Origin of the sequence: Streptomyces sp. NPDC002181 (assembly GCF_042890485.1) — a bacterium.
In the GTDB taxonomy this organism is placed as follows: domain Bacteria; phylum Actinomycetota; class Actinomycetes; order Streptomycetales; family Streptomycetaceae; genus Streptomyces.
On the sequence record NZ_JBIASC010000002.1, the window covers coordinates 442835 to 466295 of the forward strand.

The following is a 23461-nucleotide window of genomic DNA, read 5'->3' on the forward strand; positions in this document are numbered from 1 at the left end:
GGGACGTACCACCGCAGAATCTAAGACATGGATCTGCCCGTGATGCCGCCCGTGAAGCCGATGCTCGCCAAGTCGGTGTCCAAGATCCCTCCGGGCATGCAGTACGAGGCCAAATGGGACGGCTTCCGGGCCATCGTGCACCGCGACGGCGATGAGGTGGAGATCGGCAGCCGTACCGGGAAGACGCTGACCCGGTACTTTCCCGAGCTGGTGACCGCGCTGAAGGACAACCTGCCGGCCCGCTGCGTGGTGGACGGCGAGATCGTCATCGTTCACGGCGGGCGGCTCGACTTCGACCGGCTGACCGAGCGGATCCATCCCGCGCAGTCCCGCGTCGACATGCTGGCGCGGAAGACCCCCGCGAGCTTCGTCGCCTTCGATCTGCTCGCGCTCGGCGACGAGGCCTTCCTCGACACCCCGCTGGCCGACCGCCGCACCGCCCTCACCGACGCCCTGTCCACTGCCCGGCCCCCCGTTCATCTCGCGCCCGCGACCACCGACCCCGCGCTCGCGCGGGAGTGGTTCGAGCGGTTCGAAGGCGCCGGGCTCGACGGGGTGATCGCCAAACCGCTCGATCTGCCCTACCGGCCCGATGCCCGCCTCATGTTCAAGATCAAGCACGAGCGTACGGCCGACGTCGTCATCGCGGGTTTCCGTTTCCACAAGAGCGGTCCGATTGTCGGATCGCTGCTCCTGGGCCTGCACGACGCCCGCGGCGCCCTCCAGCACGTGGGGGTCTGCGCCGCCTTCCCGATGAAGCGCCGGGCCGAGCTGGTGGAGGAGCTCGCACCCCTGCGGATGGACGACACCACCGGGCACCCGTGGGCCGCCTGGGCCGAGGAGTCCGCGCACGAGGGCGCCCGGCTGCCGGGCGCCCAGAGCCGCTGGACCGGCAAGAAGGACCTCTCCTGGGTGCCGCTGCGCCCCGAGCGCGTGTGCGAGGTGGCGTACGACCACATGGAGGGCGACCGCTTCCGGCACACCGCCCAGTTCCGCCGCTGGCGGCCCGACCGCGAACCGGACAGCTGTACGTACGCCCAGCTGGAGGAGGTCGTCGGCTACGACCTCGCCGAGGTGCTCGGCCCGACCGCCGGGTCGTAGACCAGCCTCTCCCACTCCTCCCGGTCCGGTCCCACCGCTTGCGGCGCGTACCCGGGCCGGGCCGCCAGCCAGCGCTCCACCCGCGCCCGCACCCGCGGGTCCGCGTACGCCCGCTCCGGCGGTTCGACCAGGTGCCGCACCCGCGCCCGGGCCCGCATCACCTCGGGGTCCTCCAGTGCGCACTCGAACAGCGCGGCCACCGCGCGCGCCGACTCCCCTCGCCCCGCCCGCGTCGCGAACCGCTCCCCGATGGCCGCGTCGGCCACCACCTGGAAGTCGAACCACGGCTTCAGGGTCCGCACGGCCCATGCGTGGTACGCGGCGGCGAACCGCACCGATCCCGGGTCATCGTGCGCCGTACGGGCCACCCGGCACGCGGCCCACAGCGCCAGCGAGGTGCCCTGCCCCAGCGTCGGATTGGTGTGCGTGAGCGCGTCCCCGATCGGCACCAGGCCGGTGGCCACCGGCCCCCGCTCGTCCACCAGCGCGCTCCAGCGGTTGTCCAGGCCGCCCGCGGCCAGCACCCCCGACAGCGGTGCGGCGCCCAGGTCCAGCCAGGCCGCACCCGGCGGAAAGGCCCGCGCGGCGGCCTCGAACACGGCGGGGTCGCGCAGGGCGGAGCGGGTGGTGTCCCGGGTGTGGACGAACAGGGTCACCGCGAACACCCGGTTGTCGGCCGGGAAGACGGCGCACCCGGCGAAGGTGTTGCCGGTCACCGCCCACGGCCGGCGGGGCCCTTCCTCCATCCCCTCGGGCAGCCGGTACCAGCGGCAGAAGTACGCCAGCCCCGTCCGGTGCCGTTCCACCACCGCCGGCCGGCAGCCCGCCGCGGGCAGCAGTCGCTCGACGCCCCCGCGCCGCCCGCCCGCGTCCACGACCAGGTCCCCGGCGTACGCGCCGGCGGGCGTGATCACGCCCCGCACCCGTACGGCGGAGCCCCTCGGCTCGGCCAGCAGCCCGGTCACCGGCTCGCCGTGGCGCATGACCGCCCCCGGCTCGGCGCGCAGCGCCGTGGCCAGGGCGCTCTCCAGGACGATGCGCCGGGCCTGGAGCATCACCAGGTCCTCGTCGCCGGGCCGCGCGGGCGGGCGTACGTCGAACCAGTCCAGCTCGTGCCGCTCGCGGGCCCCGAGCCGCAGCATCTCCGCGTGGACGTCGGGCAGTTCCCGCCTCAGGACGGTACGGGCCGCGCCCAGCAGGGCGTGCGGCTGCGCGGCCTGCGGGACGCCCGGCCGGTGCCAGCCGAAGAAGTCCCGGTCGAGCGCGGCGCCGGGTGCGCGGGCGTCGCGTTCGAACAGTTCGGCGGTGTGTCCGTACCGCGCCGCGAGCAGCGCGGTCGCCAGCCCTCCGACACCTCCGCCGATGACCAGCACATGTGCCATTGCGAGCCCCCCGAGCCTCTGAGCCGATGAACGGTACGAAGATCAGACTGTTCAGAGCCTGCACGAACCCGCCCCGGCCGAAACCCGCACACCCGTCCGACGGACTAGGCCCCGACCCCGCCCCTGCCCCGGCCGGCGGCGCGGTGGGCTTCGAGGGCCCGCCGGCCCTCCTCCTCGATCAGGTCGCCGTTGATCGCCACCGCCGCCCGCACCCCGGCCGCGGCCGCCCCGGCCAGCTGCTCCATGGGATCGGCCACGTTCCCGGCCGCCCAGACACCGCGCAGCGCGGTGGCACCGGTCAGCGGGTCCGCCTCCAGGCAGGTGCCGATCTCCGCTCCGGCCCGCTCCACCGTGGCCACGGGCAGCCCCAGGCTCGCCGCCACCCCGGCGCGGGCGGTGAACCGCGGGGCCACCACGAGGGCCGTGCACGCCACGGTGGCGCCACCGGCCAGGGTCACCCCTGCCAGCCGGCCGCCGGTGGTCTCCAGTCCGGTCACCTCGCCCTCCGCCACCGCGATGCCGAGCGCGGACAGCAGCTCCCGCTCCTCGCCGGCGAGGAACCGGGTGTGGGCCAGCAGGGTCACGCGGTCGGTCCAGTTCCGCCACATCTGCGCCTGGTGCACGGCCAACGGACCGGTGGCCAGCACCGCGACCGGCTCGTCGCGCACCTCCCAGCCGTGGCAGTACGGGCAGTGCAGCACGTCCCGGCCCCAGCGCTCCCGCAGCCCCGGCAACTCCGGCAGCTCGTCGACCAGCCCGGTGGCGATCAGCAGCCGGCCGGCCCGCACGGCGGACCCGTCGGCGCAGCGGACGGCGAAGCCGCCGCCGGGCAGCCGGTCGGCGGCGAGCGCGGTGCCGGCCGCCCCGGAGCGGATCCGGCCCCCGTACCCGCCGACCTCGGCCCGTCCCGCGGCGAGCAGCTCCGCCGGGCTCGCCCCGTCCCGGCCCAGGTAGCCGTGCAGGTGGGCGGCGGGGGCGTTGCGGGGGCTGCCGGAGTCGAGCACCAGCACGGACCGGCGGGCCCGGGCCAGGGTCAGCGCCCCGGCGAGTCCGGCGGTCCCGCCGCCCACGACCACCACGTCGGAAGGGTCCGACGGCGTGTTGTCCTTCGCGTTGTCCATACCGCCGAGGGTGCGGCCGGCCCACCCGCTTGACAAACGCTGTTGCCGAACCGGCAAATGGAACGATGACCACACCCCATGACCGGCCCGAACGCCCGGCACGGGCCGTCCCCCGGCCCAACGCCGTCGTCGGCGTCGGCCTCGTCGTCACCGACGCCGACGGGCGGGTGCTCCTCGGGGAGGCCCACGACGGCCGCTGGGAGCTGCCCGGCGGAAAGGTCGACCCCGGGGAGAGCTTCGAGCAGGCCGCCGCCCGCGAACTGGCCGAGGAAACGGATCTGCGGGCGGCCCCCGAGGACATCCGGATCCTGACCGTCCAGCTCTCCCCCGAGGCGGAGACGACCCGCCTGACCGCGGGGGCCGTGACCGGCGCCGCCGAAGGCACCCCGAAGGTGACCGAGCCGCACAAGATCCTGCGCTGGCGGTGGTTCGCCCCGGACTCGATCCCGCAAGCCCTCTACGCGCCCTCGGTGACGGTCCTGCGCGCCTGGCGCCCCGAGCTCGGGCCGACCCTGCCGCCCGTCCCCTCGCACGACTACCCGACGCCCTGACGGAGCGAGCGGACGCCGCCCGCCCCCTGTGACATCTCCCACCCCCTCTTGCCACAGCAAGGAAGGCATACCTAAGTTCGTATGCATGGCCCCCCACCACCTCACACCCCCCACCGGTCCGGGCACCCCCGAGCTCGTCGACTTCACCGTCGACCTCACCGCTCAGGAGGTCCTTCGGCGGGCCCAGGTCATGGCCGCCCTCGGCCCCGACTGGGACCCGATCGAGGTTCTGCGCGGTGAGGAGGCGGCGTACGACCTGCTGTACTCCGGCCTCGACGCCGAGCAGCAGCGCATCCACGACAGCCTCGTCGAGGCCGGCGTACTCGCCCCGCGCGGGGACGGCCATGCTGCCGCTTGACCCGCAGGCGGACCCCGGGCGGCGCGCCTGGGTGGCCTGCCCGGGCTGCGACGACGCCCGCGGCTGCGCGCCGTGCGAGGAGCGGCGCACCTGCTCCGCCCACTGGCGCTACCTGCTCACCAACACCGGCAGCCTGCTGCACCTGCAGTGCCCGTCCTGCACCCACGTCTGGGTGCACGAGAGCGGTTTCGGCGCCACGCGCTCGCTGTGGAGCCGCATCACCAGCGGCCGCCCGGCCGGGCACTGAGCGGCCTCGCGGGTCACACCCCCGCCGGGGTCTTCCGCGCGAAGTATCCCTCGCCCAGGTCCTCCGCCAGCAGCCGTTTGGCGATCGCGTCGGCCGCCGCCCGGAGTTCCTCGCTCCGCGGCCGGCCGCGGTCCTTCTCCAGCTGGTCGCCGAGCCAGGTTCCCCACGCCTTGGACAGGGTCGCGGCCTCCCGCTGCCCCGCCGCCGTGAGCGTGAAGAAGGCGCCCTCGCGGGTCACGTACCCCTCCTGCTCCATCCGGTCGTAGACCGGCACCAGGACCTCGGGCGGCAGGGCGCGGCGCGAGGCGATGAGCCCGAGGCTCGCGTGGCCGACCGTACGGGTCATGATCTCCACCTGCATCACCGCCCACGCGCCCGCGATGTCCAGCCGGGTGTCGGAGTCGTTCACGATCGCCCGCGCCGTCTCCGGCCCCATGTTCCGTACGAGCTTGCCGACGGCCAGCTCCAGCAGTTTGGCGGAGTCCCCGGAGGCCGTGGCCGGTGAGGCGAAGCCGTCGCCCATGTCCGTCGAGGCCGCGCGGGCGGAGTCCCGCAGAGGGACCTGCTTGAGGAAGAGCGCGACGACGAAGCCGAACGCCGCCACCGGCACGGTCCACAGGAACACGGTCTGCAGAGCGTGCGCGTACGCCTCGACGATCGGGGCGGCCGCCGCCGGTTCGAGCCCGTCGACCCCTTGGGGGCTCCCGGCCGCCTTCGCCAGCTGCGCCGGATCGGCGCCGGTCGCCCGCGCGGCCTCCGCCACGGCCTTCTCCTGCCCGGGGCCCAGGGTGTTGGCGTAGATGGTTCCGAACACCGCGGTGCCGAACGAGCTGCCGAGCGTACGGAAGAACGTGACGCCCGAGGTGGCGGTGCCGAGGTCGGCGTAGTCCACGGTGTTCTGCACGGCGATCGTCAGGACCTGCATGCACAGGCCGATCCCGACACCGAGCACGAACATGTACAGCGACTCCAGCCAGGCGTTGCTCCCGGGGCCCATCAGCGACAGCAGGTACAGGCCGAGCCCCATGACCGCGCTGCCGACGATCGGGAAGATCCGGTAGCGGCCCGTCTTGCTGGTGACGTTGCCGCTGAAGACCGAGGCGATGAGCAGGCCGATGACCAGCGGCAGGGTCCGCACGCCCGACACCGTGGCCGAATCCCCGTCGACGTACTGGAGATAGGTCGGCAGGAAGGTCATCGCGCCGAGCATGGCGAAGCCGACGACGAAGCTCAGCACGGAGCAGACGGTGAAGACCGGGTTGCGGAACAGCCGCATCGGCAGCATCGGTTCGACGGCCCGGAGCTCGACGAGGCAGAAGAGGACGAGCGCCACCACGCCGCCCGCGAACAGGCCGATGATCACCGCCGAGTTCCAGGCGTACTCGTTGCCGCCCCAGCTGGTGCCGAGGATGAGCGCGCTCGAACCGATCGCGACCAGCACGATGCCCAGGTAGTCGATCACGGGCCGGCCCTCGGCCCGCACCGCGGGGATCGTGCGCGCCGCCGCGACGACCACCAGGATCGCGATGGGCACGTTGACGTAGAAGCACCAGCGCCAGGACAGGTGGTCGGTGAACAGGCCGCCCAGCAGCGGGCCGATGACGGTCGCGACGCCGAAGACGGCGCCGATGGCGCCCTGGTACTTGCCCCGTTCGCGCAGCGGCACCACGTCGGCGATCAGGGCCATGGCGGTGACCATCAGCCCGCCCGCACCGACGCCCTGGACGCCGCGCCACAGGATGAGCAGGGACATGTTGCCCGCCAGCCCGCACAGGAAGGAGCCGGTGATGAAGACGATCGCCGAGATCTGGAAGATGAGTTTCCGGCCGAACATGTCGCCGAACTTGCCCACCAGCACGGTCGCGACGGTTTCCGCGAGCAGGTAGGAGGTGACCACCCAGGACATGTGGTCGCCGCCGCCGAGATCGGCCACGATCGTGGGCAGCGCCGTGCCCACGATCGTCTGGTCGAGCGCGGCGAGCAGCACGCCCAGCATGATCGTCCCGAAGATGACGTTGCGCGTCCGCCGGTCCGGCAGGGGCGGCGCCGCGGCGGGGACGACGGAGGCAGTGGTCACAGTACGGACTCTCACAGCACCCCCGCCCCCTCGCATCCGGCACGGGGCCGAACGGATGACGCTCCGCCGGGATCAGCGCAGGTGGGCGAGGCCGGGATGCTCGGCCGCGTACCCGTCCAGCAGCCGCCGGGCCACCGCGACCGAGTCCACCAGCGGGTGGAGTGCGAAGGCCTTGACGGCGTCCGCCCGGGAGCCGCTCGCGGCGGCCGCGAGGACCTCCCGCTCGACCGCCTTGACGGAGGTCACCAGGCCCACCGCGTGCAGCGGCAGCGGGTCCACGGCCACCGGGTGCGCGCCGTTCGCGTCGACCAGGCAGGGCACTTCGATGACCGCCTGGGCGTCCAGCACGGACAGCACGCCGCGATTTCGGACGTTGAGGATCAGCGTGGCCCGCTCGTCGCGCGCGATGGCCCGCATCAGCGCGAGCGCCACCTGCTCGTATCCGCCGGACTCCAGATCGCTCGCGTCGCGCTCGCCCGTGCCCGCCGCCTCGCGGTTCTCGGCCATGTACGTGGCCTCCCGCTCGGCCCTCGTACGGTCCCAGGCGGCCAGCGCCGCTCCGGGCGCCCGCCCCGCCCGGCCCGCCTCGGCGTAGAACCCCCGCTGCTGGTCGCGCAGGAACGCGCCGCGGGTCTGCTTGGCCTCCGTGTACGCCCGCACGGTGTCGCGGTTGAAGTAGTAGTAGTGCAGGTACTCGTTCGGGATCGCGCCGAGCGAGCGAAGCCACTCGGCCCCGAACAGCCGGCCCTCCTCGAAGGACTCCAGCGCCGCGGTGTCGGCCAGCAGCCGGGGCAGTTCGTCGCGGCCGCCGATGCGCAGCCCGCGGACCCAGCCCAGGTGGTTGAGGCCGACGTAGTCGATCCAGGCCTCCTCGGGGCGGGCGCCGAGCAGCCGGGCGAGGCGCCGGCCGAGCCCCACCGGGGAATCGCAGATCCCGATCACCCGGTCGCCGAGCTCCTCGGCCATGGCCTCGGTGACCAGCCCGGCCGGGTTGGTGAAGTTGATGACCCAGGCATCGGGGGCGGTACGGGCCACCCTGCGGGCGATCTCCCGGGCGACCGGCACCGTCCGCAGGCCGTACGCGATCCCGCCCGCGCCGACCGTCTCCTGGCCCAGCACGCCCTCGGCCAGCGCGACCCGCTCGTCGGCGGCGCGCCCTTCGAGCCCGCCGACGCGGATGGCGGAGAAGACGAAGTCGGCCCCGCGCAGGGCCTCGTCGATGTCGCGGGTGGCGGTGACGGCCGGGGCGTCGGGCACCCCGGAGGCGGCCGCCTGGTCGGCGAGCACCCGGGCCATGGCGCCGAGCCGGGCGGGGTCCTCGTCGTACAGGGTCACGTGGGACACCCGGCCCTCGGCATGGTCGCCGAGGAGTGCGCCGTAGACGAGCGGTACCCGGAATCCGCCCCCGCCGAGGATGGTCAGCCGCACGCCCTACCGCCCTTCGCCCGTGCCACGATCCGTGACATCCGGTCCCGCGACACGGGATCGACCCGTGATGGAGGCTCCAGTGTCCCCCGCCGGGCGGCCCCGCGGGGGCTCATCCGTGCCGGGCTAGTCCTCCAGCGACGGCACGGCGCGCAGCCGGGGTCCCTGGTGGAGGGGTGCGGCCTCGCCGCCCCGGACCGGGCCCGTCGCCGCGCCCTGCGGCGTGGACAGGACCATGGTGATCCGGGTGAGGCCCATCCCGTCGAGCATCCGGCTGGATTCGGCCACCATCCGACAGCGCACGGGCCCCCAGCGCGGGTCCCAGTGGCGGACGGTCCGCACGGCTCCGTCGAGCTCGGCGGCGTCCGTCCCGTGGGTGCTCAGCCAGTGCGGCACCCCGTAGCGGTAGGCCGCCTCCATGAACGGATCGCGGGCCACCTCCTGGCGGATGCTGGTGAGGCCCTCGTCCTCCGGGGCCGCGTCGAGCGCGGCGGCGAACTGGGCCAGCAGCGGTACGCACCAGGACGGTTCGTGGTCCTCCAGCACGGCGGCGGCGTCCGGGTGGAACAGCACGAAGCGCAGGAAGTTGTCGTCCGGCAGCGCGGTGGGGTGGGGGCGCACCGACTGGAAGAGCTTGTCGAACGCCGAGTTGGTGAGGGCCACGTCCCAGCGGTGGTCCACGAGGAAGCTCGGGTAGGGAACGGCCTCCATGAGCGCCGCGTAGTCGCACAGGTAGTCGCGCTGGGCGGGGTCCTGGGGCAGCCGGCTCTCCTCGGCCGCCCGCCAGGTCGGCGGCGGATCGCGGTCGACCATGACGCGGAAGAGCCAGAAGCACTGCCGCTCGCTCATCTCCAAGGCCTCGGCCAGGGCGAGCAGTTTGCGGTCGGTCCACTCCTTGACCAGGCCGCGTTCCCAGTTGCCGTAGGCGCGGACGCTGATGCGCAGCCGGGCGGCGAGGTCTTCCTGGCTCAGCCCCAGTTCCTCGCGCCGCTGGCGCAAAATCTCCTTGCGTCGCTCCGACCGCACTGCGCCGCGTGCGGACTCTTCGCCCGCAAGGCGCTCCTCAACGACTCGGGCGAGTCCGTCGGACGGGCCCACCGCTGCGAGATGTGGCACCGAGAGCTCCCCCTCTTCACGGTCTGGATCTTCAATTTCCTCTGGCGATCCTGCTACCGACTTCATTCGAGTGTCAACTATCGTGGCAATTCCAGCCTCCAGACAGCTCATTCCCGCCACAGCTGTGGCAAGTTCTGGCCCTGCGACGGGTCCTCGGCTAGATTCCAAAAGCCGACCATGTGCCCGAACGACCCCGCCGCGATCTAGGAGAACCACTGGTGACAGACGGCTTCCCGGCTCCCGTCGCGGTGGCCAACGCGCCCCTGGCAGCCACCGTCACGCGCGTCGCCGAACTCGCGGGCAAGATGGGCCGCGACCTGAACAAGGTCTTCGACCTGCGCCGCCTGTCCGAGGCCTCCGGCGTCCCCGCCGACGTGATCAGGTCCCTGCTCGACGGCCGGCCCGCCGTCGAACCCTGCCTGCAGACGCGCTTCCTCCAGCGCCTCGACCTGCTCCGGCGCACCCGGCTGAAACCGAACGGACGCCGCTACACGCAGCAGGAGATCGCGGACGGCGCCGGCATGTCGCGCCAGCAGGCGGGCGCCCTCATCAACGGCGACCGCCGGCCCACCATGGAGCACTGCGACGCGATCCAGCGCTTCTTCGGCGTCCACGCCGGCTTCCTCACCGCGCACGACGCCGAAGCCCTCACCGACGCCCTCCAGCGGACCGAGCAGCAGCTGCTCCAGGACTACGCGGTCCGCGCGCGCGAAACCGTACCCGCCCCGGCCGCTTCGACCGGCGATCCGCTGGCAAGACTCCTGCAGAACCACGGTGTCCGCGGCATCGCCTGGCGCGCGGCCCAACTGCCCAGCGACAAACACCGGGACAAGGTGACCGAGTGGCTGGACATGCTTCTCGAAAGCGTCAAACCGAATGAATGATGACCCGGTCGAGAGTCTGGGTCTGATCCTTGAGTCCTGATCCGGATCCGCGCCGACGGGGAGAACGGTGAGCATAGGCAGAGAGCAGCGCCGGTTGTGCGGCGAACTGGTGGCCGGGCTCCGGCTGACCGCGCCCGTGGAACCCGTGGACCTCTACGCCGCCCTCTGCGAGGGCATGAGCAAGCACCGCGGCCGCCGGGTGGACTTCCGGATGGCCTCGTTCCCGCCGGGGACGGCCAGCGGCCTGTGGCTCGACATGGCGGACCGCGATCTGGTGGTCATCGAGGAACGCACGGCACCCGACCACCAGCTGGTCATCCTGGGCCACGAGCTGTGGCACATGAAGGCCGGCCACTGCAGCCACCACGTCGACGGCGCCGCCGTCGCCGCCCGGCTGCTGACCGACGGGGCGGACCTCGGCGAAACCGTCCGCAGCGTCGCCGCGCGCACGCGCGCCGACGTCTCGGAGGAGACCGAGGCGGAGACGTTCGGTTTACTGCTGGGCAGCAGGTGCCGGACCTGGCTCGCCGGGTCCGGGAGCCATCGGGCGCCCGCACAGCGTGATCAGTTGGCGGGCCGCATCGAGGCCTCGCTCGGATACCGGGGGCACAGGAACGACCGTTGAACGGCCAGGACTACTACATACCGGCAGCCGCCCTGGCGGTCTCCCTCGCCTTCAAGCTGCCGGCGCTACGGCACAACTGGCGCGACCCGCTCCTGCGGTCGGTCTGCGCCCTGCTGGTCCTGGCCGGATCGGTGTTCACCTTCGCCGCCCCGCCCACCATCGAAGCGGTCAACGAGTGGACCGGCATCACCAATGTCTCCGCCCCGCTCGTCTACTGCCTGATCACCCTCTTCAGCGCCGCGTGCCTGGTCCTGATCATGAATTGGCGCGGCGGCCCTCCCGAGGAGACCCGGCGCATCTCGCGCCGCTGGATGATCGGCTACGCCGCGGTCGTCGTGGTGCTGGTGGTCCTCTTCGCCCTCGGCGACACCCCGGTCGAACGGCTGCGGGACTTCGACACGTACTACGCCAACACCCCGTACATCCAGCAGATGATCGCCCTCTACCTGACGGCGCACCTGGTGGCGGCCGTCGTGATGGTGGCCATGTGCTGGCGCTGGTCCCTCCAGGTGCACGGCTGGCTGCGGATCGGCCTGATGATCATCGTCTCGGGCTACGTCTTCAACCTCAGCTACGACGCCACCAAGATCTCCGCGGTCGTCGCCCGCTGGGCCGGCCACGACCTCGACGACCTGAGCACCTACATCGCCCCGCCGCTCGCCTCCGTCGGCGCGCTGATCAGCGCGATCGGCTTCGTCCTGCCCCTGCTGTGCCAGCGGCTGTCCGACAGCTGGCAGACCTGGACGACGTACCGGCGCCTGGGCGCCCTCTGGCACGAGGTGCAGATCGGCGCCCCCGGCGGTACGCACGTCGTGCAGATGTCCTGGTGGGCCCCGGCGGAACTGCGGGTGATCCAGCGCGAGTCGGACATCCACGACGGATTCCTGCACCTGGGCCCGTACTTCGACCCGGCCCGCCGCGAGGACGCGTACGCGCGGGCCCGCGCCGCGGGAGCGCCGGAGGACTCGGCGCGGGCGGTCGCCGACGCGGCCATGGTCGCGGCCGCCGTCCAGGCCCGCTCGGCGGACCCCGAGGGCGCGGTCATCGGGGCGAGCGAGGAGAGCGTCCTCGACACCCTCGGGGGGCCGCGCGACCTCGTACGGATCTCGCACGCGCTGCGGCATTCGCCGGTGGTGGCGGCCGTACGACGGCAGGTGGCGCTGTCGGGGAGCGGACCGGCCTGAGCCGGCCCGCCCGCGCCCTGTCGGGGACCTCGGCGGGTCAGCGCCCGGCAGCGGCCAGCGCCACCTTCGGGAACAGGTCCTGGAACGGACCGGCGGAGTCGATCCCCTCCCGGCCGTAGGGCGCGTCGAAGCTCCACACCATGAACAGCAGGAACACGATCAGCGCGCTGAACAGCCCCGCCAGCAGCAGCTCCCGCCCGGAACGGCGGATCTGGAGGGTGAAGATCAGCCCCACCGTGACCAGCCCGCCGACCAGCAGCCCGAACCACACCACGCTCGGCAGGGTGGACTCGTCGGCCTGCATGCGCGAGTGGCGGGCGTCGTCGGCGGCCGCGATGTGGTCCAGCAGGGGCTGGTAGGCCTGTGCCTGGAGCTCGTTCGCCGGGCTCTGGTGGGTGACGTCGGTGCGCAGCTTGCCGAGCAGGTCGGCGCCCTGCGCCGAGGCGCCCCGGCCCGAGGTGAGCAGGGGCCAGTCCACGGCGACGGTGTGGGAGACGTACGCGTCCACCTCGCCGCGGATGCGGTCGCGGACGGGGGCCGGGTAGACGTCGGCGCGCTGGGTGACCTCGTACAGCGACTGGGCCTCGCGGCGCACGCTGTCCTCGGCGGCGCCGCGCGCCTCCCAGACGCCGGCGATGGCCAGACCGAGCACGATCGCGTAGACCACGCCCACCATCATCGTCATGTACTCGATGACGTCGGGGGTTTCGCTGGTGTCCTCGTCCTCGGCGACGCGGCGGTGCCGGAGCGCGGTGAAGGCGAGGACGAGGGCGCAGACGAGCGCCATGGCGACGGCCAGGACCAGCCATTCGGACACGAGGGTTCTCCCGTAGACGGTTCGGTGGATCGGGTGGACCGGGTGAATCGGGTGGAGCGGGTGAATCGGGTGGAGCGGTGAGGGTCAGCTGCGGCCGCTCTTGGAACGCGGCCGCAGCGCGGCGGCGGCGAGGACGGCCGGGGTGGTGACGACGACCATGAGCATCACGGTGGACATCCCGCCCGCGGTGCGCCGCTCCAGGGCGATCGAGTGGTACGGGCGCACGTGGAAGGAGCTCACGCGCGCGGCCGCGGCTGCGGCCCGGGGCGGGGCGGGAGTGGTGGCCGGCGCGGGCTCGGCGACCACCGCGGGCTCCGGCGCGGGCGGCGCGGGCTCCGCCTCCCCGGCCTCGGCCTTCGCCGTCGGCGGGGGAGCCGCCCCGGGGGCCGCGGCACCCGGCGCGGGCCCCGTCCCCGGGTGGTGCACGGTCGGCCGCTCGGCGCCGGGCACGAGGATCCGTACCGGAGGCCGCACGGCGGGCGGCACGGCGGCCGGGGGGACCACGGCCGGGGGTACCGCGGCGGGCGGCCGCGGCTGCCCGCCGCGGACGCAGACGTCGAGCCGGGCCCCGTGGCCGCGCAGGGGCTCGGGGCCCGTGCCGTCGTCCGCGACCGCCACATGGCCGTACAGCGGGCAGAGTGCGGCCACCATGCCCGCTCCGGCGAGGTACTGCCAAGCCGTCACCGCGCGTCCTCCCGTTGTGAGGGTTTCGGCTGAAGAAACGATCACAACGCCGCTTCGATACGCCGCAGACGCGTCAAGATCTTCGGCAGATGGGCTACTTCAAGCCATCGATGCCGAAACCGCACGCCGGCGCACCGGCCGCACGTGCCGCGCGGCGCCGGCCCCGTCCCGAAGACCGCTCACCCGCCCGGCCCATTCCGCCACCGCACGCGCCGCTCCCCCGCCCCATGATCGGAGCAGTGGACCCGCAGCCCGGCGGCGCCCGGAAGGGGACCCGGCCGGGGATCGGCCCGGCCCGGAGGGAGGTTCTCGGTGACGACGCCGCCCGTCGCGCCCCCGGCACCCGGGAAGGACGAGGAGCCGCCGCCGGCGAAGAAGTTCGCCTTCCCGAGCGCACTGACGGTCCTGGCCCTGGTCACCGTGGCGATCTGGGCCCTGGCCTTCCTCATCCCGGCCGGCCAGTACGACCGCGACGACGGCGGCGCGCCCGTCTCCGGCACCTACCACCGGGTCGAGGGGACACAGAGCTTCACCGACCGCCTCGACGACCTCTTCCTCTCCCCCGTCAACGGCCTGTACGGGATCCAGGACCCCAAGACCCACGAGGTCGGCCCGAGCCTGACCGGGACCCTCTACGGCAGCGCGGGCGTGTTCCTCTTCGTCCTCGCCATGGGCGCGTTCATCACGGTCGTCTTCGCCACCGGCGCGCTCGACCGCGGCATCGCCCTCCTCGCCCACCGGCTGCGCGACCGCGGAGCACTGCTGATCGCCGCCGTGATGCTGGCCTTCTCCGTCCTCGGCACCGTGGAGGGATTCGCGGAGGAGACGCTCGGCTTCTACGGGCTGCTGGTGCCGATGATGCTGGCCCTCGGCTACGACCGGCTGGTCGCCGCCGGCTCCGCGATCCTGGGCGCGGGCATCGGGGTGCTGTGCTCCACGGTGAACCCCTTCGCCACCGGCGTGGCCTCCTCGGCCGCCGACATCTCGCTGGGCGACGGCATCGCGCTGCGCTTCGCGATGTGGCTGGTGCTGACCCCCGTCACGATCCTCTACGTCGTGCGGTACGCGCGGCGCGTCCAGAGGGACCCGGCGAAGTCCCTGTGCGGCTTCCTGCCCGGTGACCGCGAGCAGAGGGCGACCGGGGCCGACGTGGTGGAGCCGGAACTGACCCGCCTGCACAAGACGGTGCTGGTCCTGCTCGTCCTCGTCTTCGCCCTCATGATCTTCTCGGTGGTGCCCTGGTCCAGTGCGCTGACGGGCGAGGCGGACGCGGTCCCGTACTCCTGGGAACCGGACTGGTCCTTCCCGCAGCTGGCCGCCCTGTTCATGTGCGCGGCGGTGCTGGTGGGCCTGGTGGCGCGGTTGGGAGAGGCGAAGCTCAGCTCCACGATCATCCAGGGCGCCGCAGACTTCATCTCTCCGGCGCTGGTCATCATGCTGGCGCGCGGCGTCACCGTCATCATGAACAACTCGAAGATCACGGACACGGTCCTGCACTCCATCGAGGGGGTGGTCAAGGGAACGTCGTCCGGGCTGTTCGCGGTGATCGTGTTCCTGGTGAACCTCCCGCTCGCCTTCCTGATCCCCTCCACCTCCGGCCACGCCACGCTGGCCATGCCCATCCTGGCCCCGCTCGCGGACTTCGCGGGGGTCTCGCGGGCCGTGGTGGTCACCGCCTGGCAGGCGGCGAGCGGCTGGATGAACCTCTGGGTCCCGACCACGGCCGTGACGATCGGGGGCGTGGCCCTGGCCAAGGTGGGCTACGACACGTACCTGCGCTTCGTCTGGCCGCTGCTCGCCGTCCTGCTGGTCCTGATCTGCGGCTTCCTGGTCCTCGGCGCCACGCTCTGACGCCCCGTGGGCCCTGGCGAACCTCCCGCCCCGGCCCGGGCGCCCCTCGCCTACGCTGACCGCATGTCCGCCCGCACGTCCCCCACGACACCCGAACCCACCGCCCCCGGGGAGCCGCGCGAGCCATCGCGGGGCGCCGAGTCGCGGGCTGCCGAACCGCAGGGCGGCGCACCACCGGTGGCCGTCTGGGCCGCGCTGAAGACACCGGCCCGCTTCCTCGCCTCGTGGTGGCCTTGGCGCTGCTGGGCGTACCTGGGCAGCGGAACGGTCCTCGGGTACGGGGTCCTGCTCGCGCTGGCGGTGCTCGTCGGGCTGGGGGTGCTCCTGGCGGTGGCCGGGATCGGACTGCTCCTGCTGCTCGGCGCCGTCGCGGGCGGGGTGCCGCTCGGCGCCCTGGAACGGTGGCGGCTGCGGTGGGTGGAACCGGTCCCGGTGCCGGATCCGCACACCTCGCTCGCCGGGGCCGGCGGCGCCGCCTGGCTGCGGACCCGGCTGCGCGAGCGGGCCACGTGGCGGGAGTTCGGGTACGCGGCCCTGCTCGGGCCGGCGTTCGGAGCGGCGGGCTTCGGGATCGTCAGCCTGCTCGCCTTCTCGCTGATCCTCGTGGCGAGCCCGGTCGTCGTGTGGGCCCTCGCCCCCGAGACCGTGATGCTGATCCCCGGCAGGACGGTCTCCGGGCCGCTGGAGGCCCTGGGCGGCACCGCCGTCGGACTGGCCGGGCTCGTGCTGGCCGCGTACGGGGCCGGGCTGCTCGCGGGCGCGCAGGTGAAGACGGCGCGGATGCTGCTCGGGGCGCGCGAGGAGGACCCCCGGGTGCTGGAGCTGACCCGTTCCCGGGTGCGCCTCGTGGAGGCGTTCGAGGCCGAACGGCGCCGGATCGAGCGGGACCTGCACGACGGCGCGCAGCAGCAGCTGGTCGCCCTGGGCATGACCCTCGGCCTCGCCGAGCTGGAGCTGCGCCGGGTGCCGCAGGCCGCCGATGCCGCCGCGCTGGTGACCCGGGGCCGCGGGGAGGCGCGCCGGGCGCTGGAGCAACTGCGGGACCTCGTACGGGGGATCCATCCGCAGGTGCTCACCGATCACGGGCTCGCGGCTGCCGTCGCGGAGGTCGCGCTGCGCCATCCCGTGCCCGTGACGGTCGATTTGGACGACGTGCCCCGGCTGCCCGAACCGGTGGAGCTGACGGCGTACTTCACCGTGACCGAGGCCCTGGCCAACGCGGCCAAGCACAGCGGTGCCTCCCGCATCGGCATCGCCGGTAGGGTCGACGGTGGCCGGCTGACCCTCTCCGTCACCGACGACGGCCGCGGCGGGGCGGATCCCGGCGCGGGAGCGGGCCTGGCGGGTCTCGCGGACAGGGTGGCGATGTTGCAGGGCAGGCTGGTGGTGTCCAGTCCGGTGGGCGGTCCGACGGAGCTGCGCGTGGAGGTGCCGTGCTCCGGCTGATCCTCGCGGAGGACTCGGTCCTGCTGCGTGCCGGGCTGACGGAACTCCTGACCCGCGGCGGCCACCGGGTGGTGGCCGCCGTGGCCGACGCCGACGCGCTGGTGCGGGCGGTGGAGGCCGAGCGGCCCGATGTGGTCGTCACCGACGTCCGGATGCCGCCCGGCTTCCGTGACGAGGGGCTGCGCGCCGCCCTCGAACTGCGCTCCCGGGACGGCTCGTTGCCGGTACTGGTGCTCTCGCAGTACGTCGCGACGGCGTACGCGACCCAGCTGCTCACCGCCGGCGCGGCGGCGGGCGGCGCGGGCGGACTGGGCTATCTCCTCAAGGACCGGGTCGGGGAGGTCGCGGAGTTCCTCGACGCCCTGGAACGGGTGGCGGCCGGCCGGACGGTCATCGACCCCGAGGTGGTCCGGGTCCTGCTGGGCCGGCAGGCGGCGGACCGGCCGCTCGCCCGGCTCACCCCGCGCGAGCGCGAGGTGCTGGCCCTGATGGCCGAGGGCCTCAACAACCAGGCCCTGGCCGCCCGGTTGTTCGTCACCGAGGCCGCCGTCGTCAAACACGCGAGCAACATCTTCATGAAGCTGGACCTCGACCCCACCGAGGGCAACCGGCGCGTCCTGGCCGTACTGGCTCATCTGCGGGGTGCCGAGGGCTGACCCCGCTGCGCGTCGCGGGCCGCGGATCCGGCCACGACGAGGGAGGAACCGGGCCGGGCCACCGACCGGGCCCAGACCGCCAGGAGGACCGGCAGCGCGAGGTAGCCGAAACGGCCCGCCGGGGCCAGGGCGAAGGCCAGGGTGAGGCCGATCGCGAGGCGGTCGGCGGCGGCGACCACCGTGCGGGGCGGGCGCACCAGCAGGGAGGCCGCCACCACGAGGCCCCCCACCGCCAGCAGGGCCACCGTCAGGTACCAGCCCCACGGGCCCAGTTCGGCCAGCAGGTGCCCGGGGAGCGGGCTGCTCGCCGGGGTCGGTACCTCGGCCCGCCCGGTCGGGAACGCGAACACCTGCCGCCACAGCTCCGCCGGCTGGAGCACCGCACCGGGCAGGACCAACCCCGCCGCGCCCGACAAGGCCACCAGGGCGCAGCGCACCGCGGCCCGCCGGCCGCCGAGGACGGCGAGCAGCGCGACCGCCACGGCCACCGCGGGCAGCGCCGTCCACTTCAGCGCGCAGGCCGCGGCGAGCACCGCTCCGCTCAGGACCGGCCGCCCGGCCGCCGCGGCCGCCAGCGCCAGGCAGAGCAGCCCGGCCAGCGGGAGGTCCACCCCGCTCACGGTCAGCGGCAGGGCCACCACCGGCGAGGCCACCAGCAGCGGCAGCCACGGGGCGTGCGCCGCGCCCAGCAGCCGGCGTCCGGCCCACAGGCAGCCGAACAGAGCGGCCGCGCACCAGAGCCGGGCGTCGCCCAGCGGACCGCCCAGCACGGCGTGCGGGATGCCGAAGACCGCCATGCCGGGCAGGTACGGGGTGTACTCCCCGACCCCCGCCGGCCGGTCCACGTACATCCGACCGGTCTCCAGGAGCAGCCGGCCGGAGCGTTCGATGACGGTCACCTCGGACTGGCCCTGTCCGCTCAGGACGAGCCACAGCAGGGGGACGGCGATCGCGCCCGTGAGGGCGGCGGCGAGGGCGGCGCGCGGCCGGCGGGCTTCGAGGGCCGCGGCGCAGAGGTAGCCCACCGCCGCGCAGCAGCCCCACAGCCGGTGCGGTCCCAGCGGGGACACGAGCGGGAAGGACAGCGCCCAGGCGGCCGCCACGAGCCAGCCGAGGGTACGCAAGACGGGAGGGGAAGGGGTCATGGGCCCATTCCAGCCGCCCGGCCGCGCCGGGTCGGTCCCCCCAGGCGGACACTTCGCGGTCGGGTTTTCCCTACCCCGCCCGCCCTCTCCCGCCCGCGGGGGCGGGGCGGGGTACGGCGAAGGGGCGCGACCTCGGAAGGTCGCGCCCCTGGGCCGTGTTCTTTCGGATCAGGCGGTCTCGGTGCCGCCGAAGCGCTCGCGGTAGGACTGGAGGTCCTCCTCGGCGATGCGCGCGAAGAGCACCGGCGGCACGGTGAACGGCGTACCGGCCGGGACCGCGTCCAGGGACTTGGCCTGCTCCGGGCTGATCCACGTCGCCGTGTCGTCGGCCAGCGCGAAGGAGGAGCGCATGGTGCGCGCCGAGGCCGGGATGAACGGCTCCGAGACCACCGAGTAGAGGTGGATCAGGTTCATGGCGGTGCGCAGGGTGAGCGCCGCGCCGTCCAGGTCGGTCTTGACCTCCAGCCAGGGCGCCTTCTCGTCGAGGTAGGCGTTGCCGGCCGACCACAGGGCGCGCAGCGCGGCCGCGGCCTTGCGGTACTGGAGGGAGTCCATGTGGCCCTCGTACTCGGCCAGCAGCTCGGCGATCTGCTCGCCCAGCTTGGCCTCGGCCTCGCCGGCCGGGCTGCCCGCCGGGACCTCGTCGCCGAACTTCTTGCGGGAGAAGGTCAGCACGCGGTTGACGAAGTTGCCGAGCGTGCCGCCGAGGTCCTTGTTGACCGTGGTGGTGAAGTGCTCCCACGTGAAGGAGGAGTCGTCGGACTCGGGCGCGTTGGCGATGAGGAAGTAGCGCCAGAAGTCGGCGGGGAGGATCTCCAGCGCGTGGTCGGTGAAGACGCCGCGCTTCTGCGAGGTGGAGAACTTGCCGCCGTAGTACGTCAGCCAGTTGAAGGCCTTGACGTAGTCGACCTTCTTCCACGGCTCGCGGGTGCCGATCTCGGTGGCCGGGAACATCACCGTGTGGAACGGGACGTTGTCCTTGGCCATGAACTGCGTGTAGCGCACGTCCTCGGCCTCGTACCACCACGCCTTGTAGTCGCGGTTGTCCGCGTCGGCGTCCGCCCACTCCTTGGTGGAGGCGATGTACTCGATCGGCGCGTCGAACCAGACGTAGAAGACCTTGCCGTCGGCGGCCAGTTCGGGCCAAGTGTCGGCCGGTACCGGCACGCCCCAGTCCAGGTCGCGGGTGATGGCGCGGTCGTGCAGCCCCTCGGTCAGCCACTTGCGGGCGATGGAGGAGGCCAGCTGCGGCCACTCCTCCTCGTGCTCGGCCACCCAGGCCTCGACCTCGACCTGGAGCTTGGACTGGAGGAGGAAGAGGTGCTTGGTCTCGCGGACCTCAAGCTCCGTGGAGCCGGAGATCGCCGAGCGGGGCTCGATCAGGTCCGTGGGGTCCAGGACGCGGGTGCAGTTCTCGCACTGGTCGCCGCGGGCCTTGTCGTAGCCGCAGTGCGGGCAGGTGCCCTCGACGTAGCGGTCCGGCAGGAAGCGGCCGTCGACCGGCGAGTACACCTGCCGGATCGCGCGCTCCTCGATGAACCCGTTCGCCTGGAGCTGCCGCGCGAAGTGCTGGGTGATCTCCCGGTTCTGCGCCGAGGAGCTGCGGCCGAAGTGGTCGAAGGACAGCTCGAAGCCGTCGTAGACCGCCTTCTGGGCGTCATGGGCCTGCGCGCAGAACTCGGCGACCGAGAGGCCGGCCTCCTTCGCGGCGAGTTCGGCGGGGGTGCCGTGCTCGTCGGTGGCGCAGATGTACAGGACGTCGTGGCCGCGCTGGCGGAGGTACCGGGAGTACACATCCGCCGGAAGCATCGACCCGACCATGTTGCCCAGGTGCTTGATCCCGTTGATGTAGGGAAGCGCGCTGGTGATCAGGTGTCGAGCCATCCTCGGATGCTCCATTTCGTATATGCGGTGACAACGTGACGTGACGGATTGTGATGCGGTTCATCGTATCGAACCGCCGAAAGGCCACGTGCCGCATTTTCGTGGGGTGGACGTCAGTGGGTGTAACGCAAAAGCGAGGGTGGTGACCTCTGCGTCACGGCCCTCGCAATGGGCCCATGTTACAGCCGGAGCGGATCACCGCGGACACCGGTCCGCCGGGCGTGCGCCGGTGCACGGCGGCCCCGCTTGGCTCCGGCATATGCGTACGCAATGACCGGGCGCGCGCGTGGTCGGAAACGGTCATCGGTCGATCATCACCGAACGTAATCCCTCGACGTCTCTCTTCTGCGCTCCCCGGGTGCGCCCGCGCTGCCAGGCTGTCCGCGCACAGGGGACGAGGTGAGGTGGAGCGGTGAGCGATGGCGGACCAGAGGAGCCCGGCGGGGCGGTGGGACTGCCACTGCCCAGCCGACGGCGGCGGCCGACGCCCATGAGCCAGTGGGACCCGACGGCACGTCTGTCGTACTGGGCCTTCCACGCGAACCGGCGGCCCTCGTACATGCGCTTCGCGTACCTGCAGCTGGGTTCCGACGCGGCGGCCGAGGACGCGGTGGACGCCACCTTCGACTCGATCATGAACGAGTGGTTACGCATGCTCCACATGGACCGGCTCGACGCCTACGCCTGGACCATCCTCAAGCAGCGCCTGGTCGACCGGGAGCCGCGGCGCGGCGGGCGCGGTGCCCGGCCGCCCGGACCCACCGCACCCGAGCCGATGGACATCAGCGCCTTCGAGGCCGCCCTCAAGGAGGCCCGCGCCGATCAGCAGTGCGAGGTGCTGACCGACACGATCCGCTTCTACTCCGCCGTCTCCCGGCTCGCCGAGCGCCAGCGCGACGCCGTGCTGCTGCGTTACGGGCTCCAGTGCACCCCCGGGGAAGCCGCGTCCGTGATGGGCGTGGACGAGGCCACCGTCCGCTCGCAGCTCGGCCAGGCCCACCGGCGGCTCGCGCGCATGCTCGACGCCTCCGCCGAACCGGCCGGCCCGGCGGGCCGCGCCCGCTCGGCCGGGACGGCCGACCCGGCCGGATCACCCGAGTCATGAGGCGCCGCGAGGACAAGCAGGAACGCGGCGGCGAGGCCGGCCGCCGTTCCCTGGCCGAGTTCCTGACCCGGGCCGGCGTCCGCGACCGCTATCCGCACTACGACCTCGGCGCGGCCGAGGCCCGCCTGCTGCGCGCCGCCCGCGGCCGGTCCGCCGCGTCCCCCTCCCGGCGCCGGGCCGCGTACGGGTGGAGCGATCCCGCGCGGGACTGCCCGCTCGACTCCGAACGGGCCCGGCGCGACCTCAAGGCCGTCTGCCTGGCCACCGTCTGCGCCCCGAAGGCGGAGGCGCAGCTCACCGCCTTCACCGAGCCGGAGGGCGGGCACACGGACCTGGCCGGGGCCGTGGTCTTCGGCTGCCTGCTGCACCTGGCCGGGCTGCGCGAAGGCGCCCGCTTCTGGTGGCAGTTCGCCGCCGGCTCGGGACGGGCGCGGACCGCCCCGGCCGCGTACTGCCTCTTCCTCGACCACTCCCGGCGCGGGGAGCACCACGACGCCCGGTTCTGGGCGCGCGAGCTGGGCCGCCGGGGCTACCGGCCGGGCGGCCGGCGGGAGCTGCGGGAGGTGCGGCTGTGCGCGCAGGCGACCGTGCTGCGTTACGTCGACCAGCTCGACGACGCCGATCTGGGCCCGGTGCCGCTGCCGAGGCCGGGGCTGCCTTCGGTGCTGGCCGCGTTCCGGCCGACGCCGCCGGCCGCGGCGGAGCCGGAGCCGTCCGCGGCGCGGCGGCGCACGGCGCCGGCCTCCGGTGTGGCCCGGCCCCCGGGCACGGGCGAGGCCATGGCGCAGGCGCGGCGCGCGCTGGCCGTCGTACGGGTCCTGGAAAGGCATCCGCTGGGGGTGCGGGCCGCCCAGCTGCGGCGGGAGTCCGGCCTGGCCGAGGCGGAGCTGCGGCCGCTGCTGGCGATGCTGTGCGAGGAGGAGTACGCCTACCGGCCCGGCGCGGGCGTGTACGCGCGCGGGCCCGCCCTCGACCGGCTCGCCGCGCCCGGCGGCGGGGGGCTGGCGGACCAGCTCCAGCGCACCCTGGCCCTGGCCCGGGACAGCGCGGGCGCGGCGGTGTACCTGAGCCGGTACGCCGAGGGGGAGGTCAGGATCACGCAGATGGCGGACGGGCCGGGGGCCCCGCCGGTGCGGGAGTGGGTGGACTTCAAGGCGGCCGCGCACGCCAGCGCGGTCGGCAAGTGCCTGCTGACGCAGCTCGATGCGGACCGGCGCCGCGACCACGTCGCCCGGCACCGGCCGGCCCGGCTCACCCCCCGGACGATCACCGACAGCCGGGCGCTGTTCAGCGCCCTCGACGCGGTGGCTCCGGGGGCGCCGGTCTTCGACCTGCGCGAGTACTCCCCCGGCGTGGTCTGCTCGGCGGTCCCGATCGCGGCCGGGGACGCCGCCGGCAGCCTCGCGCTGTCGCTGCCCGCGGCGCGCGCCCACCGGCTGCGCGAGGCGACCGGGGCCCTGCGCCGCAAGGCGGTCCCGGTGCTGCTGGCGCTGCTGCTGTCGGGGGCGATCCCGCCGGACGCCCCGGACGCACCGGACGCCGCGTCCGACCCGGCCGGCCCGGACGCACCGCCGCCGCCGCGGCCCTGCGGGGTCACCCCGGAGACCCTGCGGCACCTGCGCATGCTGTTCCGTACTCCGCTGACCCTCTCGACCGCTTCGCCGGCCGAGCCTCACCTGGTCAGCGACACGGCATCGGAGGCGGCGTACTTCTTCGACCCCCTCCCCGAGTCCGAGGAGCCCCGCCTGTCCCTCCCCGTCACCTTCGCCCCGCTGACCCCGGGGACCCTCCGCACGGCGGAG

General features: G+C 73.7%; 20 protein-coding genes and 1 pseudogene. 12 read left to right on the forward strand and 9 right to left on the reverse strand.

What is annotated here, in order from left to right; genetic code table 11:
* Positions 1-27 precede the first annotated feature (27 nt).
* Entirely contained in the window at positions 28-1101 is a 1074-nt protein-coding gene (locus ACFYXV_RS08210) for an ATP-dependent DNA ligase (protein ID WP_389382346.1), read from the forward strand.
* Here the strand turns inward: ACFYXV_RS08210 and ACFYXV_RS08215 are convergent.
* Together ACFYXV_RS08215 and ACFYXV_RS08220 are read right to left on the reverse strand one after the other, a co-directional pair.
* The gene (locus tag ACFYXV_RS08215) at positions 1059-2483 is read right to left on the reverse strand and encodes an NAD(P)/FAD-dependent oxidoreductase (RefSeq protein WP_389382347.1); all 1425 of its coding nucleotides are present in this window, start codon (positions 2481-2483) and stop codon (positions 1059-1061) included. The genes ACFYXV_RS08210 and ACFYXV_RS08215 overlap by 43 nt on opposite strands.
* A 104-nt stretch (positions 2484-2587) precedes the next feature.
* Complete coding sequence (locus tag ACFYXV_RS08220; protein ID WP_389382348.1) at positions 2588-3604, reverse strand: NAD(P)/FAD-dependent oxidoreductase; 1017 nt, start codon at positions 3602-3604, stop codon at positions 2588-2590.
* A gap of 65 nt (positions 3605-3669) precedes the next feature.
* Here ACFYXV_RS08220 and ACFYXV_RS08225 point away from each other — a divergent pair, with 65 nt between their 5' ends.
* The 3 genes from ACFYXV_RS08225 to ACFYXV_RS08235 all read left to right on the forward strand — a co-directional run bounded on the left by ACFYXV_RS08225 (position 3670) and on the right by ACFYXV_RS08235 (position 4760).
* Complete coding sequence (locus ACFYXV_RS08225) at positions 3670-4155, forward strand: NUDIX hydrolase (RefSeq protein ID WP_389382349.1); 486 nt, start codon at positions 3670-3672, stop codon at positions 4153-4155.
* 85 nt (positions 4156-4240) lie between these two features.
* Entirely contained in the window at positions 4241-4513 is a 273-nt protein-coding gene (locus ACFYXV_RS08230; protein WP_389382350.1) for a DUF6400 family protein, read from the forward strand.
* A complete protein-coding gene (locus ACFYXV_RS08235; RefSeq protein ID WP_383498779.1) occupies positions 4500-4760 on the forward strand; it encodes a hypothetical protein in 261 nt (86 codons plus the stop codon). Before ACFYXV_RS08230 ends, ACFYXV_RS08235 begins: the two co-directional genes overlap by 14 nt.
* A gap of 13 nt (positions 4761-4773) precedes the next feature.
* Here the strand turns inward: ACFYXV_RS08235 and ACFYXV_RS08240 are convergent, their stop codons facing one another.
* The 3 genes from ACFYXV_RS08240 to ACFYXV_RS08250 form a co-directional block, all read right to left on the reverse strand.
* Positions 4774-6873 carry an MDR family MFS transporter gene (locus ACFYXV_RS08240; protein ID WP_389382351.1) on the reverse strand — a complete coding sequence of 700 codons (2100 nt, stop codon included), beginning with the start codon at positions 6871-6873 and terminating at the stop codon, positions 4774-4776.
* 36 nt (positions 6874-6909) lie between these two features.
* A complete protein-coding gene (locus ACFYXV_RS08245; RefSeq protein WP_385463115.1) occupies positions 6910-8265 on the reverse strand; it encodes a 6-phospho-beta-glucosidase in 1356 nt (451 codons plus the stop codon).
* Positions 8266-8388: 123 nt separating this feature from the next.
* Positions 8389-9261, reverse strand: coding sequence for a helix-turn-helix domain-containing protein (locus tag ACFYXV_RS08250; RefSeq protein ID WP_385463118.1), 873 nt, complete (start codon positions 9259-9261; stop codon positions 8389-8391).
* Positions 9262-9596: 335 nt separating this feature from the next.
* On the opposite strand from ACFYXV_RS08250, the gene ACFYXV_RS08255 reads away from it, so the two are divergent.
* The 3 genes from ACFYXV_RS08255 to ACFYXV_RS08265 all read left to right on the forward strand — a co-directional run bounded on the left by ACFYXV_RS08255 (position 9597) and on the right by ACFYXV_RS08265 (position 12071).
* Positions 9597-10262, forward strand: coding sequence for a helix-turn-helix domain-containing protein (locus ACFYXV_RS08255; protein WP_383338376.1), 666 nt, complete (start codon positions 9597-9599; stop codon positions 10260-10262).
* A 67-nt stretch (positions 10263-10329) separates the two neighbouring features.
* The gene (locus ACFYXV_RS08260; RefSeq protein ID WP_383338374.1) at positions 10330-10887 is read left to right on the forward strand and encodes a toxin-antitoxin system, toxin component; all 558 of its coding nucleotides are present in this window, start codon (positions 10330-10332) and stop codon (positions 10885-10887) included.
* Complete coding sequence (locus tag ACFYXV_RS08265; RefSeq protein WP_383498771.1) at positions 10884-12071, forward strand: MAB_1171c family putative transporter; 1188 nt, start codon at positions 10884-10886, stop codon at positions 12069-12071. Before ACFYXV_RS08260 ends, ACFYXV_RS08265 begins: the two co-directional genes overlap by 4 nt.
* A gap of 37 nt (positions 12072-12108) precedes the next feature.
* Here the strand turns inward: ACFYXV_RS08265 and ACFYXV_RS08270 are convergent, their stop codons facing one another.
* Together ACFYXV_RS08270 and ACFYXV_RS08275 are read right to left on the reverse strand one after the other, a co-directional pair.
* A complete protein-coding gene (locus tag ACFYXV_RS08270; RefSeq protein WP_385463122.1) occupies positions 12109-12888 on the reverse strand; it encodes a hypothetical protein in 780 nt (259 codons plus the stop codon).
* A gap of 84 nt (positions 12889-12972) precedes the next feature.
* A complete protein-coding gene (locus ACFYXV_RS08275; RefSeq protein WP_389382352.1) occupies positions 12973-13572 on the reverse strand; it encodes a hypothetical protein in 600 nt (199 codons plus the stop codon).
* A gap of 312 nt (positions 13573-13884) precedes the next feature.
* Here ACFYXV_RS08275 and ACFYXV_RS08280 point away from each other — a divergent pair, with 312 nt between their 5' ends.
* The 3 genes from ACFYXV_RS08280 (at position 13885) to ACFYXV_RS08290 (ending at position 17525) form a co-directional block, all read left to right on the forward strand.
* Positions 13885-15423: a YfcC family protein gene (locus tag ACFYXV_RS08280; protein ID WP_389382353.1), complete on the forward strand. Its 1539-nt coding sequence runs from the start codon at positions 13885-13887 to the stop codon at positions 15421-15423.
* Positions 15424-15486: 63 nt separating this feature from the next.
* Positions 15487-16869 (forward strand): sensor histidine kinase, encoded by a 1383-nt coding sequence (locus ACFYXV_RS08285; RefSeq protein WP_389382354.1) that lies wholly within the window; start codon positions 15487-15489, stop codon positions 16867-16869.
* Positions 16857-17525, forward strand: a complete 669-nt coding sequence (locus ACFYXV_RS08290; RefSeq protein WP_385463134.1) for a LuxR family transcriptional regulator — start codon at positions 16857-16859, stop codon at positions 17523-17525. The genes ACFYXV_RS08285 and ACFYXV_RS08290 overlap by 13 nt, the downstream gene beginning before the upstream one ends.
* Here the strand turns inward: ACFYXV_RS08290 and ACFYXV_RS08295 are convergent.
* The gene (locus tag ACFYXV_RS08295) at positions 17501-18670 is read right to left on the reverse strand and encodes a glycosyltransferase 87 family protein (protein WP_389382355.1); all 1170 of its coding nucleotides are present in this window, start codon (positions 18668-18670) and stop codon (positions 17501-17503) included. The two genes, ACFYXV_RS08290 and ACFYXV_RS08295, sit on opposite strands and share 25 nt — an antisense overlap.
* A 168-nt stretch (positions 18671-18838) precedes the next feature.
* Positions 18839-20554, reverse strand: a complete 1716-nt coding sequence (gene metG / locus ACFYXV_RS08300; protein ID WP_385463136.1) for a methionine--tRNA ligase — start codon at positions 20552-20554, stop codon at positions 18839-18841.
* Positions 20555-21044: 490 nt separating this feature from the next.
* Between metG and ACFYXV_RS08305 the strand changes: the two genes are divergently transcribed.
* On the forward strand, positions 21045-21659 hold the full coding sequence (locus ACFYXV_RS08305; RefSeq protein WP_385463139.1) for a sigma-70 family RNA polymerase sigma factor: 615 nt from the start codon (positions 21045-21047) through the stop codon (positions 21657-21659).
* 749 nt (positions 21660-22408) lie between these two features.
* Positions 22409-23158: pseudogene (locus ACFYXV_RS08310) on the forward strand (IclR family transcriptional regulator C-terminal domain-containing protein); the annotation flags it as partial.
* Positions 23159-23461 lie beyond the last annotated feature (303 nt).

Bases quoted from the DNA above. Each gene is read 5' to 3' on its own strand.
- ACFYXV_RS08305 (WP_385463139.1), top strand. From the start codon at position 21,045: ATGAGCCAGTGGGACCCGACGGCACGTCTGTCGTACTGGGCCTTCCAC.
- ACFYXV_RS08240 (WP_389382351.1), bottom strand. From the start codon at position 6,873: ATGCGAGGGGGCGGGGGTGCTGTGAGAGTCCGTACTGTGACCACTGCC.
- ACFYXV_RS08215 (WP_389382347.1), bottom strand. From the start codon at position 2,483: ATGGCACATGTGCTGGTCATCGGCGGAGGTGTCGGAGGGCTGGCGACC.
- ACFYXV_RS08225 (WP_389382349.1), top strand. From the start codon at position 3,670: ATGACCACACCCCATGACCGGCCCGAACGCCCGGCACGGGCCGTCCCC.
- ACFYXV_RS08210 (WP_389382346.1), top strand. From the start codon at position 28: ATGGATCTGCCCGTGATGCCGCCCGTGAAGCCGATGCTCGCCAAGTCG.
- ACFYXV_RS08295 (WP_389382355.1), bottom strand. From the start codon at position 18,670: ATGACCCCTTCCCCTCCCGTCTTGCGTACCCTCGGCTGGCTCGTGGCG.
- ACFYXV_RS08285 (WP_389382354.1), top strand. From the start codon at position 15,487: ATGTCCGCCCGCACGTCCCCCACGACACCCGAACCCACCGCCCCCGGG.
- ACFYXV_RS08220 (WP_389382348.1), bottom strand. From the start codon at position 3,604: ATGGACAACGCGAAGGACAACACGCCGTCGGACCCTTCCGACGTGGTG.
- ACFYXV_RS08230 (WP_389382350.1), top strand. From the start codon at position 4,241: ATGGCCCCCCACCACCTCACACCCCCCACCGGTCCGGGCACCCCCGAG.
- ACFYXV_RS08235 (WP_383498779.1), top strand. From the start codon at position 4,500: ATGCTGCCGCTTGACCCGCAGGCGGACCCCGGGCGGCGCGCCTGGGTG.
- metG (WP_385463136.1), bottom strand. From the start codon at position 20,554: ATGGCTCGACACCTGATCACCAGCGCGCTTCCCTACATCAACGGGATC.